This is a genomic window from Pseudoalteromonas shioyasakiensis (assembly GCF_019134595.1).
Lineage (GTDB): Bacteria > Pseudomonadota > Gammaproteobacteria > Enterobacterales > Alteromonadaceae > Pseudoalteromonas > Pseudoalteromonas shioyasakiensis_A.
In genome coordinates, this window is record NZ_CP077770.1 from 3,211,225 (window position 1) to 3,225,063 (window position 13,839).

Annotated in this window: 11 protein-coding genes; 3 read left to right on the forward strand and 8 right to left on the reverse strand. The window is 43.0% G+C overall.

Annotated elements, in window-relative coordinates:
• Positions 1-59 precede the first annotated feature (59 nt).
• Positions 60-341 carry an Imm27 family immunity protein gene (locus KQP93_RS14920; protein ID WP_058583814.1) on the reverse strand — a complete coding sequence of 94 codons (282 nt, stop codon included), beginning with the start codon at positions 339-341 and terminating at the stop codon, positions 60-62.
• Positions 342-577: 236 nt separating this feature from the next.
• Complete coding sequence (locus tag KQP93_RS14925; protein ID WP_217875033.1) at positions 578-1,762, reverse strand: NAD(P)/FAD-dependent oxidoreductase; 1,185 nt, start codon at positions 1,760-1,762, stop codon at positions 578-580.
• A 323-nt stretch (positions 1,763-2,085) separates the two neighbouring features.
• Here KQP93_RS14925 and KQP93_RS14930 point away from each other — a divergent pair, with 323 nt between their 5' ends.
• A complete protein-coding gene (locus KQP93_RS14930) occupies positions 2,086-4,221 on the forward strand; it encodes a S8 family peptidase (protein WP_217875034.1) in 2,136 nt (711 codons plus the stop codon).
• Between the two features lie 75 nt (positions 4,222-4,296).
• Here the strand turns inward: KQP93_RS14930 and KQP93_RS14935 are convergent, their stop codons facing one another.
• From KQP93_RS14935 to prlC, 5 genes are all read right to left on the reverse strand, one after another.
• Positions 4,297-4,770, reverse strand: coding sequence for a peroxiredoxin (locus KQP93_RS14935; RefSeq protein WP_063529354.1), 474 nt, complete (start codon positions 4,768-4,770; stop codon positions 4,297-4,299).
• 106 nt (positions 4,771-4,876) lie between these two features.
• Positions 4,877-6,802: a methyl-accepting chemotaxis protein gene (locus KQP93_RS14940; RefSeq protein ID WP_217875035.1), complete on the reverse strand. Its 1,926-nt coding sequence runs from the start codon at positions 6,800-6,802 to the stop codon at positions 4,877-4,879.
• A 149-nt stretch (positions 6,803-6,951) separates the two neighbouring features.
• Complete coding sequence (locus KQP93_RS14945; RefSeq protein WP_217875036.1) at positions 6,952-7,707, reverse strand: class I SAM-dependent methyltransferase; 756 nt, start codon at positions 7,705-7,707, stop codon at positions 6,952-6,954.
• A gap of 43 nt (positions 7,708-7,750) precedes the next feature.
• The gene (locus tag KQP93_RS14950; RefSeq protein ID WP_217875037.1) at positions 7,751-8,929 is read right to left on the reverse strand and encodes a response regulator; all 1,179 of its coding nucleotides are present in this window, start codon (positions 8,927-8,929) and stop codon (positions 7,751-7,753) included.
• Between the two features lie 109 nt (positions 8,930-9,038).
• Positions 9,039-11,090: an oligopeptidase A gene (prlC, locus tag KQP93_RS14955; RefSeq protein WP_217875038.1), complete on the reverse strand. Its 2,052-nt coding sequence runs from the start codon at positions 11,088-11,090 to the stop codon at positions 9,039-9,041.
• A 151-nt stretch (positions 11,091-11,241) separates the two neighbouring features.
• Between prlC and gorA the strand changes: the two genes are divergently transcribed.
• Together gorA and KQP93_RS14965 are read left to right on the forward strand one after the other, a co-directional pair.
• On the forward strand, positions 11,242-12,603 hold the full coding sequence (gene gorA / locus KQP93_RS14960) for a glutathione-disulfide reductase (RefSeq protein WP_217875039.1): 1,362 nt from the start codon (positions 11,242-11,244) through the stop codon (positions 12,601-12,603).
• A gap of 183 nt (positions 12,604-12,786) precedes the next feature.
• Complete coding sequence (locus KQP93_RS14965) at positions 12,787-13,521, forward strand: glutaredoxin family protein (RefSeq protein ID WP_217875040.1); 735 nt, start codon at positions 12,787-12,789, stop codon at positions 13,519-13,521.
• Positions 13,522-13,579: 58 nt separating this feature from the next.
• On the opposite strand, the gene KQP93_RS14970 is transcribed toward KQP93_RS14965, so the two are convergent.
• Positions 13,580-13,828 (reverse strand): hypothetical protein, encoded by a 249-nt coding sequence (locus KQP93_RS14970; RefSeq protein WP_217875041.1) that lies wholly within the window; start codon positions 13,826-13,828, stop codon positions 13,580-13,582.
• Positions 13,829-13,839 lie beyond the last annotated feature (11 nt).

Sequence of the window (13,839 nt, forward strand, 5' to 3'; positions counted from 1 at the left end):
ACAAAGCCCCGCGAGTGCGAGGCTTTTGATTCGACAGCGTTAGCTGTTCATTAATTCTCTTACTTGAATTTGTATTTGTTTTTCGCATTATCCAGCGTTAAGTGAATCAAACTCGGTGCACCTGCGCCATGAGAGCCTGAGTCGTCGTATATTAGCTCCCAGAGTCGCCCATCATTAGGATCTCGCAGTAAAGTTGACCACCCATCATCGGAATATGCAACGACTAACATTACGTTATTTTTTAAATAATCAATTCGCTGTGCCACTTTATCCGCCACAACTTTACCGCTTAAAAAAACATGCTTACCGATTAATTTATTTTCATCTTTTCTTAGATTCATATCTTATCAACCAAAATACTATTCTTCTGGTATTTTTCAGTTTGGGATTACAAATCACTCCAGCGCGCTAAAGCACGACCTACAAGCAAGTGCTAACCTAGCTCCTAGCGCCTAGCTCCTAGCACCTAGTTCCTAGAACCTAGCGCCTATGACCTGACCACTAACACCTTTCCCCTTGCAACTCGCAACTAGTAACTAGTAACTAGCAACTAGCAACTAGCAACTAACAACTCAAATCAACAATACTGCCCTGCTGCAAAGCCGCAGCTCCAAGCATATTGGAAGTTGTAGCCGCCTAGCCAACCAGTGACGTCGGTGACTTCGCCGATGAAATAGAGGCCCGGTGACTTTTTCGCTTCGAAGGTTTTTGAGCTTAACTCGTCGGTGTCTACACCGCCAAGCGTTACTTCGGCTGTTCTATAACCCTCGGTGCCGTTGGGTTTAATTTGCCAATTGTGAATGTAGTCATGTAACGCGTCGATTTGCGCATGGCTTAGTTGGTTTACATTGCAATCAGGGATAGCTTTAGTATCGTGCAGCATTTCAACAAAGCGTTTTGGTAAAATTGTCGCAAGGGTATTTTTTAGTGACTTTTGCCCTTGGCTTTGACGCCACTGCTCAAGCTGCTGTTTTAAATCGAGCTCAGGTAACAAGTTGATGTACACAGTTTGCCCTGCGCGCCAGAAAGAACTGATTTGTAAAATCGCTGGGCCCGAAAGGCCACGGTGAGTAAACAAGATGTTTTCTTTAAACTGGGTGCCATCTTCACTGGTAAGCAGACAAGGAATGCTGATCCCCGATAACCCATCAAAGCGATCTTTATCATGCTGGTGCAACGTAAATGGCACTAATGCCGCCATGGTTGGTAACACTGTTAAACCAAATTGCTCGGCAATTTTATAACCAATTGGTGATGCACCGAGCTTAGGCATGGTTAATCCACCCGATGCGACAACTAACGACTCACATTGATAGCTGTCTTGCTCGGTAATAACTTCATAGCCCGCATCGGTTTTTGTCACGCTGAGTACTTCGTTACGCAGCGCTATGTTAACACCCGCCCACTCACACTCAGTTAAAAGAATGTCGACGATATCTTGAGCGCTGTTATCACAAAATAACTGGCCCAGCGTTTTATGGTGATACGCCAAGCCGTGACGGTCCACCAGCTCTATAAAGTCATGCTGGGTATAACGACTTAAACACGATTTTACAAAGTGAGGATTGCCACACAAGTAGTTGTCTGGGCTTGCGTTTTCATTGGTGAAGTTACAACGCCCGCCGCCGCTGATTAATATTTTACGGCCAGGCTTTTTGCCCATATCAAGCACAGTAACATTGCGACCACGGTAGCCTGCTTGTGCAGCACACATCAAACCTGCGGCACCGGCGCCAATCACAATTACATCTACTTGGGTCATTACTCATACTCACTAAAAAAATTTAGCTGATTATAACAAGTTATTGTCGCTGCTGTGTTAACACTGAGGTGTTTTTACAAAAAAGATAAAACCAAAAAACGAAATAAAGCAAAAACTCAAAACCAACAAATTATAACTTTATTATGAGAAATGCGTAGAAAAACACCATAAAAAGGCCAGTTTAGACGTCTATACACTTAGTTATAACCAAAATAGAGACAATCATAATAAAACGATATTTTAACTAAATTTACATTTATTTTACCTTTGTCCCCCTTCGCGAAAAATATCGTGGAGATTTACATAACAATCTAGGGATCATTATGACAACTAACAACAACTTGAAGAAGTGCGCAATTGCACTGAGCTTGACTGCGTTGTTTGGGACGACGGCAGCAATGGCTACTCCAAACCAACTAATGTCACCATCTATGCAGGAAACTGCGGCGAAATTACAAGGCCAAGAAGGCTTTGGTACACAATTCATCATCAAGTATAAAAACAACAGTGATGAAATGATGACGATGTCGGCAGCAGAACAATCGCCAACCATGATGAACAAAAAAGCAAAAGGCTTTGTTAAAAACTTCACCAGCAAAAAAGGTAAAGTAAAAGCGCAATACGTTCGCGCAATGGCGATGAGTAATCACCACGTTATGCGTGCTGATAAAAAACTTTCTGCTCAAGAAGCACAAGAATTCATGCAAGAGATGGTTGCATCTGGTAACGTTGAATACATCGAAATCGACCAAATGTTAAAGCCATTTGCAACGCCTAACGACCCACGTTATGACGACCAATGGCACTACTACGAGCAAGCGGGTGGTCTTAACCTTCCTACAGCTTGGGATACAGCAACGGGTAGCGGTGTAGTTGTTGCGGTACTTGATACTGGTTACCGTCCTCATGTTGATTTAAATGCCAACATCCTTCAAGGCTATGACATGATCTCTAATGTGTCTGTAGCTAACGATGGTGGTGGTCGTGATAGCGATGCACGCGATCCAGGTGATGCAATCAGCGCTAACGAATGTGGTTACACACATGGTGCGCAAAACTCAAGCTGGCACGGTACGCACGTTGCGGGTACTGTTGCAGCAGTGACTAACAACGGTGAAGGTGTTGCTGGTGTTGCTTACAACTCAAAAGTTGTTCCAGTACGTGTACTTGGTAAATGTGGTGGTTTAACTTCTGATATCGCTGACGGTATTATCTGGGCTTCAGGTGGTTCGGTTTCTGGCGTACCAGCAAATGCTAACCCTGCTGATGTTATCAACATGAGTTTAGGTGGTAGCGGTTCATGTAGCTCTACAACACAAAGCGCTATCAACCAAGCACGTAACAACGGCACTGTGATCGTAATCGCTGCGGGTAACGATAACGATAACTCTGCAAACTACAACCCAGGTAACTGTAATGGCGTTGTAAACGTTGCATCTGTTGGTCGTAACGGTGGTCGTGCTTACTACTCAAACTACGGTAGCAACATTGACGTTGCAGCACCGGGTGGCGCGCAAAGCTTTGCGAATGACTCTGAAGGTGTGTTATCAACACACAACTCAGGTTCTACAGGCCCAAGCAGTGATTCATACCACTACTCGCAAGGTACATCGATGGCAGCACCACATGTTGCGGGTGTAGCAGCGCTAATCAAGCAAGCTAAACCTTCTGCAACGCCTGATGAAATCGAAAGCATCTTAAAATCAACAACGCGTTCTTTCCCAGCAACATGTACAAGCTGTGGTACGGGTATTGTTGATGCAGCAGCCGCTGTTGCAGCAGCATCAGGCACAACACCGCCACCACCAACGGGTAACGTATTAGAAGATGGTCAAGCACTAACTGGTTTAAGTGGCTCTGCTAGCAGCCAAACTTTCTACACAATGGAAGTTCCAACAGGTGCGACTAACGTAACCTTCACAATGAGTGGCGGTACAGGTGATGCTGACCTATACGTTCGTGCAGGTAGTGCACCAACAACGTCAACCTATGATTGTCGCCCGTATAAAGGTGGTAACAACGAAGTATGTTCTATCGATAACCCAACAGCAGGCACTTACCATGTAATGCTGAATGGTTACTCTGCATACTCAGGTGTTAGCCTAGTGGGTGATTTAACAACTTCTGGCGGTGGTTCAGGCTCAGGTTCACCACAAGCAGGTGGCGGCACAGTGACTGATATCTCTGCAAGTGCAGGTCAGTGGAAACACTACACGCTAGAAGTACCAGCAGGTATGGCAAGCTTCACAGTAACTACGTCTGGCGGTACAGGTGATTCTGACTTATTTGTTAAGTTTGGTAGCCAACCAACCACTTCAAGTTATGACTGTCGTCCGTACAAAAACGGTAACGCAGAAACATGTACATTCAGTAACCCACAAGCAGGTACGTGGCACTTAAGCTTAAATGCTTACCGTACTTTCTCTGGTGTAACATTGGATGCACAGTATCAACCTTAATAGTTGATCTCCCCAGTTCCCCCCTGGGACTTTTCAGCCGGACTTACGTCCGGCTTTTTTGTACTTATATTGCTATTAAAGCTTTTCGAGCACAGCTTCAGCGCGGCTTACTACAAACTCTTTGTCTTGTTCAACAAACAGCCCTGTTACCGTTTGGTTCTCAACGATCATCGCATAGCGCTTTGAACGTACGCCACCAAAGCCAGCCGTGTCTTTATCTAGACCAAGTGCTTTTGTAAAGCTTGCATCACCATCGGCTAACATCCGAATATGCTCAGCGTTATGAGCTTCACCCCATGCTTTCATTACAAATGCATCGTTCACCGATACGCAGTAAATTGCATCAACGCCTTTAGCGGTAATTTTATCGGCTAACGTAATAAACTCAGGTAAGTGAGCATTTGAGCAGGTTGGCGTAAATGCACCTGGCACCGCAAATAGCACCACTTTTTTATCTGCAAATAATGCCTCTGTTGATAGGGTTTGCATGCCCTCGCTGGTTAATTCGCTAAGGGTTGCTGCAGGTAAAGTTTGGCCTTGTTCGATCATCGTGATTCCTTGAAAGAAAATAAGAGTACAGAGTATATACCCAAAAAATTGAATACCGCATGATTTAAGGGCAAACAATGCAAACCATTGCTCGCCCCTTGAAGAGTTATAAACCTAAGCTGGTTTTAATGGTGTGCATTTGCTCTTGTAGGCGATGCTGAATATCACTAACCAGTGAGTTCGACTCACTTACCTGCCCTTTCATGCTTTGCATTGATTGGCTAAAGTTTTCGAGTAAGGCATTTTGTTGCTTAGCAAGCTCCATGGCATCAAACGCTACCTTGTTAGCATCTTGCGCGTTGTCGGCAACGCCTTCTGAGTTACGTTTAAGCTCTTGAGCATTTTGTGTTTGCAGCTCGGCATCAGTAGCCAGTGCACTAATTTGCTCTGATACCATGGTTGAGTTTTCACTTAAACGGTTTAGCTGATTGTTAATATCATCAAGCGAGCCTTGCGTTTGTCTGGCAAGTTTTCGTACTTCGTCGGCGACAACCGCAAAGCCTCGACCATGCTCACCTGCACGTGCCGACTCAATCGCCGCATTCAATGCTAGCAAGTTTGTTTGCTCAGCAATGTTTTTGATCACCTCAATAACTTGGCCAACGTCATCAACGCCTTTTAATAGCTCTTTTAAGCTACCGAGGCCTTGCTCAACGCGCTCTTCAGTGCGAGAGCTTGCAGTTAACATGCTGTCGGCAAAGCCTAAGCTCTGCTCCATCGCACCAAAGGTTTGTTTGGCGTTATCAGCAACTTGACCATTAATGTTATTGACCTGCTCACCAATGTGTTGAATATCAGTAAGTAAACCTTGGTTTTGTTCAACCTGAGAGTGGCTGGCATCCGTTTGCTGAGCAATGGTATGTAAGTGCTCGCTCATCTCTAGCATAAAGTCATTTATAACCTTAAGCATTTGTGCTCGCTCTTCTGCCTCACCACGCTGGCGTTCAATCAATTGATTAAAGTAATGAGCAATTTCACCAACTTCGGTTTTCGGGTTTTTACTCTCAATGTTTTTAAGCTCATTACTTTCAATCAAGAAGGCAAAGCCATCACGCAATTGGCGCAGAGGGTTAAGTACTTGGTTACGCTGTACGAAATACACACCCGCAGCTAAAACCACCAGCATGCCAATAGCGACACAAAACACGATGAAAACTTGTTGCTTAAGCTGGCTTTGTTCATCTTTTAGTTTTTGCTCTGCACCGAGTACCGTTGCTGAAAGCGCACCGATTTGTTCGCGCAGTGCTTGCATGCCCGTTTGTCGTTGCTCAGCTTGCTCAAGTGTTGATGCTAAATCACGAGGGAAACGTTTAGGCCAGCTTGTTAGCTCAGCTTTAATATCACCGGCTAAATCTTCTGCCTCTTCACCAAAAAATAAAGCGTCTTCATCCACTTCACTCATTACACCTAGGTTTTCGAGTCTGTCGATTTTAGTAGCAAGGGCATTTAAGTTTTCAACACTTTGATTAAGGCTGTTTTTAGTGTCTTGATCAAAGTTGATCACTAACTTGTAAGTATATAAAGCAAGTGATGTCACTTCGCTGTAGTAGTCAGCAGCAAGTTGATAATATTCAAGCGCAAGCGCTGTTTGCGGCTCGGCTTTACTTGCATAGCCAATCAATGATGAGGCAGAGCCTGCCATTTGTCTTAAAGAGTTATCAAGCAGCGCCATTTCGTTACCCGATAGCTTACCTAAAGCACGATACTTACCGTTAATGTCTTTATCGAGGGCCGTCAGTTGGCTATTTAGTTGACCCGCTAGCTCATTAGGTAGCTCAGCTAAGTGCTGCTTTTTAACATCGCTTATCAGCGTTGAGGCTTTATTTAAGTGTTGGCTGTCACCTTGCTCTAAATAATCATCAAGGTAACTTTTTAAATCAATAATGATGGTGTTTTTCAGCTTATTATAAGCGTTATCTTGCTGCTCTAAGCCGAGTAAGGTTTGACTAGCCCAGAACAGAGTGGCTGCCAGTAAGATACTGGCGAGTGTGAGTAAAACGGCCAATAGCCGAGTAAATGATGACACGCGCATAAACGATATTCCCAAGTAACGTTACGCGCGTAGAATATTAACCTTTTATGACAATTTGATGTAAACCGTAAAAAATAACAGGTAAAAGCGATAGCAACTAACCCAAAAGGGTTAAATAAATACCAATTCGCTTAATATTGCGGATGGTATCAGACCATTGCAGCTTTTACGTATACATCAAAGCGGTTCTTCTTGGTTTTGATTTGCATACTCGGGGTTTTGTCATTTAGAAATGGGGCGTAATCAGGGCGCTTCACAACGACTCGCTTACTAGCAAGCGGATAAGCAAATTCTAATAGATCATCGGCATCGCTATCTCCACCAACAAGCTCTTGGAATACTCGCATCTCTTTTTTAACGAGGGCTGATTTTTCACGATGAGGAAACATAGGATCTAAGTACACAACATCAGGAGTATCACTACACTGCGCCAGTAACGTATGACTAGAGCCAAATATTAGGCTCATGTTTTCTTTCATCCAAGGGCCAATTTCAGCATCGTTATAGGCGCGTTCTAGGCCGTCGAATAATAGTGCAGCTACCACTGGATGGCGTTCATGCAAAATCACTTTACAGCCTAATGATGCCAGTACAAAGCCATCGCGGCCAAGGCCTGCTGTGGCATCAAGCACCACTGGCGTGGCACCTTTGTTTAAGCCAACCGCTTTTGCGATAGCCTGCCCTTTACCACCACCAAACTTGCGTCGATGGGCTGCAGCACCAGTTACAAAATCAACATGAATAGCACCAAGCTTAGGCTCGTCCTTTTTTTTCAAGCTCAAACCTTGATCGTCATAATGAAGCGAAAATCCTGCATTTTGCTCAGCCCATTTAGCCAAACCAAAACGTTGCTCAATCGCATCTAAATAAGGACGCATTTCTTTAAAAGGACAATAAATTACCACGCAAAACTCCGAGCTATATTATTCGGCGCCAGTATAGCATGGCTTAAAATAGCTCGATATCCGTTTGTGAAGTCACATCTTCGGTCTCACTCGGCTCAGCCATTTTTTGTAAGCTCGCTAAAAGTTCACTACGCGATTCGATAATATGCTTTAGCTGAAACTTTATAAACGATAAGTCTTCATTCAGTGAGGTAAATATCAGCTGAGTTTGTTTTAATTGCTGCAAGTGAAATGCGACTTCGTCGCTGCCCGATAAACCACTTTGCTCAATAGACTTGTTTAGCTCATCAAGTTGGGCGGCAAATTTCTCGACAGCATGTTCGCGCGAATCACTGTTTTGGTACATTTGATCAGATAGCTCATTAAAAGAATTACCAATTTGCTGCGCCTGAGTCAGTGCCCGCTCATTGTTTTCCATGTCTTGTACTTTGGCGTTAGTCACTTCAAGAATATGCGGGAATAAATCTTTATAACGACCATAAAGCTGGGCATCATCCAGTGGCATGTTTTTAACCAGCATCGACACTTTAGGGTAATTAATAATTGTGCGGTGGCTAAAATCAACAAAACGATTTGCATCACGGTGTTTTTCGAGTAACTCTTGCTCAAGTGGACACACCCCGCCCTCAGCACTACAAAATATGCCTACATCTTGATACCAAAACGCCAGTACGACATCGAGCTCCATCGGATTAAAAAACTCAAACATATGCTCAGATAAGGCTTTGATATCATGTGCATGATAGCTTTGCCCAACGTAGCGCATTATACGACCCATATCGCCTGAATCTGTCATTGCGATTTCGGCAGTGATTTGCGCTCGCTCTACATCACTTTTAAGCTTTTTAGAGTGCTGACGATATTGATACAACACGCGAATACGTGCCATGAGTTCTTCAGCATTAAATGGTTTTACAATATAGTCAGCAGCACCTGCGTTATAACCTTTTACACGGTCTGGCAGGTCAGTTTTACCTGATAAAAACATTACAGGTGTGTCTTTTGTTTGCGGGTTTGCTTTTAATTCGTTACATACCTCAAAGCCTGTTTTACCCGGCATTTCGATATCAAGTAAAATGATGTCAGGGTTGTACTTTAACGCCTGTCTTAATCCTTCGTCGCCATTTTTAGCATGGATCAGTGTGCAAAAGCCCGATAGCGATTCCTCAATCACATGATGGATATATTTATCATCATCAATGGCTAATACAAGTTTTGACATGCTTAATTCCTATAAACTCTTTTTTAAGAAGGATAGTACGAGAGCGTGAATTTGCGAAGAAATATTAATAAAAAAAGCGCCTTACGGCGCTTTAGATCAACAAACTTTATTATGCAGCAATGCCGCTATGTCTAAGTAGTGCATCAACTTGTGGTTCGCGTCCACGGAACTTTTTAAATAGCTCCATTGGCTCTTCACTGCCACCTTTTTCTAAAATGTTCTTTAAGAAAGCTTCGCCCGTTGCTTGGTTAAAGATGCCTTCTTCTTCAAATTTAGAAAACGCATCAGCCGAAAGTACTTCAGCCCACTTGTAAGAGTAATAACCTGCGCTGTAACCGCCAGCAAAAATGTGGCTAAAGCCATGTTGAAAGCGGTTAAATGCTGGCGCTTTAACAACGGCCGTTTTACTGCGCACATCATCAAGAGTTGCTTGAATGTTACATGGCTCACCCACTTTGTAAGTATGGTGAATAGTAAAGTCAAACAACGAGAACTCAAGCTGACGCAGCATTTGCATACCTGATTGGAAGTTCTTCGCCGCTAGGAGTTTATCTAATAACTCTTTTGGTAACGGCTCATCTGTTTCGTAATGGCCCGAAATAAAGCTTAGCGCTTCTTCTTCGTAGCACCAGTTTTCAAGGAACTGGCTTGGTAACTCAACCGCATCCCATGCAACACCGTTAATACCTGCAACTGGCGCAGCATCAACTTGTGTCAACATATGGTGAATACCATGACCAAATTCATGGAATAACGTAGTCACTTCGTTATGCGTAAACAAAGCAGGCTTATCACCCACAGCTTTATTAAAGTTACACACTAAGTACGCAACAGGGGTTTGTAATTCGCCGTTAGCACGTACTTTACGACCCATGCAGTCATCCATCCACGCGCCGCCGCGTTTGCGATCACGGGCGTATAAATCTAGATAAAAACGACCACGTAAAGTATTGCTGCTATCGTAAATTTCGAAAAAACGTACATCAGGGTGGTAAGTATCAAACTCTGTGACTTCTTTTACGCTAATACCAAATAAACGATTTACAGTAGTGAATAAGCCACTTAAAACTTTATTGGCAGGGAAATATGGGCGCAGTACTTCATCAGAAATAGCATACTTCTCTTGCTTAAGTTTTTCGCCATAGTAAGCGTAGTCCCATGCAGCAAGCTCAGTCACACCGTGCTTGTCTTTTGCGTAAGCAGTTAGCTCAGCAAGCTCTTGCTCAGCTTGTGGTTTAGACTTAGCTGCTAAATCTTCTAAGAATGAGAAAACTTGTTCTGGCGTTTCTGCCATTTTAGTCGCTAATGACATATCAGCGTAGCTGTTAAAGCCAAGTAACTCGGCAAGCTCATGACGAAGGGCAAGCTCTTCGCTCATAATGGCAGAGTTATCAAACTCACCGGCATTAGGGCCTTGATCAGAGGCACGCGTCACAAACGCAGTGTAAAACTCTTCACGTAACTCGCGGTTATCAGCATAAGTCATAATGGGTAGGTAAGATGGAAAATCTAACGTAAATACCCAGCCATCTAGCTCTTTGCTTTTAGCTGTATCTGCACCAAGGGCTAACGCAGACTCTGGTAAACCAGCCAGTTCGCTTTCATCTGTAATATGCTTTTGCCAAGCGAGAGTGGCATCCATTACATTATTACCAAACTTAGAGGCCAGCTCAGATAAACGCGCACTGATTTCGCCATAACGCTTTTGTTGCTCAGGCTTTAAAGCAATACCAGATAGCTCAAAATCACGCAGTGCATTAGTAATGGTTTTTTGCTGGGCAATCGTTAGTGTTTTAAATTCGTCACTGTTGTGAAGCGCATTGTAAGCATCGTATAAACCTTGATGCTGACCAACAAACGTTGAATACTCAGATAACAACGGCAAACATTGCTCATAAGCTTCACGTAGCTCGTCGTTATTAACGACAGAATTCATATGTGATACCGGTGAAAATAAGCGTGATAACTTGTCATCAGCTTCTTCAAGCGGAAGCACCAAATCATTCCATGTGTATGATTTAGTTGCCAGTACCTCGTCAATTTTGGTACGACACTCAGCAATCGCCGCTTTTAATGCTGGCACTACGTGTGCTGGTTTGATTTTAGAAAACGGCGGAAGCCCTTCCAAACCAATGAGTGGGTTATTTTCTGCAATTGTCATTTTCGTTCTCAAATTTTATGCGAAGATGATTTTGAAGTTGGGGCGAATTGATGAAATACAAGGGGCTTAACCTTGGTCTTTATTATGCTATTATCAACTTATTACTAAATCGATTAATTAATAAAGAATTATCTATTTTTGAGGACAAACTATGGCTCAGCATTTTGATTACATTGCAATTGGTGGTGGTAGTGGCGGTATTGCCTCTGCAAACCGTGCAGCAATGCGTGGCGCAAAAGTCGCTCTTATTGAAGCAAAACACATGGGTGGTACCTGTGTAAACGTGGGTTGTGTTCCAAAGAAAGTAATGTGGCACGGCGCACAAATTGCTGAAGCAATTAACGCATATGCACCTGACTACGGCTTTGATGTTGAATTAAAAGGTTTTAGCTGGGCTAAATTAGTTGAAAGCCGCGAAGCGTATATTGGTCGTATTCACCAAGGTTACAACAAGTACTTATCTAGCAATGGTGTAACTGTAATCAATGGCTTTGCTAAGTTTGTTGATAACAAAACAGTTGAAGTAAATGGTGAGCTATACACGGCAGACCATATTCTTGTTGCTGTTGGTGGCCGCCCTACTATTCCTAACATTCCAGGCGCTGAGCTTGGTATTGATTCAAATGGCTTCTTTGAACTAGACGCACAGCCTAAGCGTGTTGCAGTTGTTGGTGCAGGCTACATTGCCGTTGAAATCGCTGGTGTACTTCATAGCCTTGGTACAGAAACACACTTGTTTGTTCGTAAAAACAAACCACTTCGTACTTTTGACCCATACATCGTTGATACGCTTGTCGAGATCATGGCGAAAGAAGGCCCGACTCTTCACACTGATTGCACACCTAAAGAAGTAGTTAAAGAAAGCGATGGTAGCTTAACAATTCACTTTGAAAATGGTCACAGCCAAAACGTTGATGAAGTTATTTGGGCAATTGGCCGTACACCAACAACTGACAAGATCAATCTTGCTGCGGCAGGTGTTGAAGTAACTGAAGGCGGTTACGTTAAAGTAGACGAATTCCAAAACACGACAGCTGAAAACGTATACGCAGTTGGCGATATCATCGAAAACGGTATTGAGCTTACGCCAGTAGCCGTTAAAGCAGGTCGTACTCTATCAGAGCGTTTATTCAATAAAGAATTACCTGATGATTTAAAAATGGACTACGAGCTAGTACCTACAGTGGTATTCAGCCATCCACCAATCGGCACAATTGGTTTAACAGAGCAGCAAGCGATTGATCAATACGGCAGCGATAACGTTAAAGTATATAAATCAAGCTTTGCAGCAATGTACACAGCGGTTACTCAGCATCGCCAAGCATGTAACATGATGCTTGTGTGTGCTGGCGAAGACGAAAAAGTTGTTGGCTTACACGGCATTGGTTTTACCGTTGATGAAATGATCCAAGGCTTTGCAGTTGCAATGAAGATGGGCGCAACCAAAGCAGACTTTGATGCTGTTGTGGCAATTCACCCAACTGGATCTGAAGAATTTGTAACGATGAGATAAACTCGCGTTGCGAGTCAATTTTAAAACCTTGTGGTGCTGCCACAAGGTTTTTTTATGCTTAAAGCTGGCACAAACCTTGTAACTGTTAATAAAGTAACCAGTTATAGCAAGAATTTGCCCTCATTTACTGTGTAATTAAGCAATTATTACGCAGTAAACAAGGCATTTTTACAAGGAGGCACGGTGTCTAAGTCAGCAATTTTATATCGAATGGTGACCGATGAGCATATTTGCCCATTTGGTTTAAAATCAAAAGATTTATTAGAGCGTCATGGCTACGATGTTGATGATCGTCATTTAACCAGCCGTGAGCAAACTGACGAATTCAAACAGCAGCATGATGTAAAAACCACACCACAAACCTTTATCAATGATAAACGCATTGGCGGTTACGATGATTTGCGCGACTTTTTTAATCTGCCCGAGGCAGGTCAGCAAGGTACTAGTTACACCCCTGTATTAGCGATTTTTGCAGTGACCATGTTACTAAGCTGCGGTTTTACTTATGCCAGCGGTGAAGCTTTATTTTCTATGCAAAATCTGATGCTGTTCGTGGCATTATCAATGGCGGTATTAGCGATACAAAAGCTGCAAGATTTATTCAGCTTTTCTAACTCATTTATTACCTATGACTTACTAGCCATGCGTGTCGTGCCCTACGCCTATGTATATCCATTTATCGAGGCGTATGTAGCGATAGGTATGGTGGCTAAATTACCCGCCTTAGCTGTTGCACCATTTTCATTATTTATTGGTGGTATAGGTGCGATATCGGTTATTAAGGCTGTGTATATCGATAAACGAGAACTGAAATGTGCCTGTGTTGGTGGCGACAGTAATGTGCCGCTCGGCTTTATCTCACTAAGTGAAAACTTATTTATGATTGCCGCAGGTATATGGATGCTTATTACTTTTTAGCGTTTTATTAGTATTTCTAGTGGCTTAATTAAATAAATAAGCCACTTTAGATTAGATGTTAACCACCGGTACGTAAGTCGCGCTCAAATTCACTTTCAGTTTTAACCGGGTGACAGGTCGATTTCACCGAACCTTTATTGCTGTCATCGTCATCTGTACTAAAAATGGTATAACTATAATCAGTTTCGAGTTCACCGCCTAAACACTCATGTTCAGCATAAACCTCATTTGCAGAGCCATCTTTTACTGCCTGTGATGCACAGCCTGTAAACATTAAAAGCGCTATTAAAACTGTAAAAACTTTCATATCGTTACCCC

Bases quoted from the DNA above. Each gene is read 5' to 3' on its own strand.
- KQP93_RS14920 (WP_058583814.1), bottom strand. From the start codon at position 341: ATGAATCTAAGAAAAGATGAAAATAAATTAATCGGTAAGCATGTTTTT.
- KQP93_RS14925 (WP_217875033.1), bottom strand. From the start codon at position 1,762: ATGACCCAAGTAGATGTAATTGTGATTGGCGCCGGTGCCGCAGGTTTG.
- KQP93_RS14930 (WP_217875034.1), top strand. From the start codon at position 2,086: ATGACAACTAACAACAACTTGAAGAAGTGCGCAATTGCACTGAGCTTG.
- KQP93_RS14935 (WP_063529354.1), bottom strand. From the start codon at position 4,770: ATGATCGAACAAGGCCAAACTTTACCTGCAGCAACCCTTAGCGAATTA.
- KQP93_RS14940 (WP_217875035.1), bottom strand. From the start codon at position 6,802: ATGCGCGTGTCATCATTTACTCGGCTATTGGCCGTTTTACTCACACTC.
- KQP93_RS14950 (WP_217875037.1), bottom strand. From the start codon at position 8,929: ATGTCAAAACTTGTATTAGCCATTGATGATGATAAATATATCCATCAT.
- prlC (WP_217875038.1), bottom strand. From the start codon at position 11,090: ATGACAATTGCAGAAAATAACCCACTCATTGGTTTGGAAGGGCTTCCG.
- gorA (WP_217875039.1), top strand. From the start codon at position 11,242: ATGGCTCAGCATTTTGATTACATTGCAATTGGTGGTGGTAGTGGCGGT.
- KQP93_RS14970 (WP_217875041.1), bottom strand. From the start codon at position 13,828: ATGAAAGTTTTTACAGTTTTAATAGCGCTTTTAATGTTTACAGGCTGT.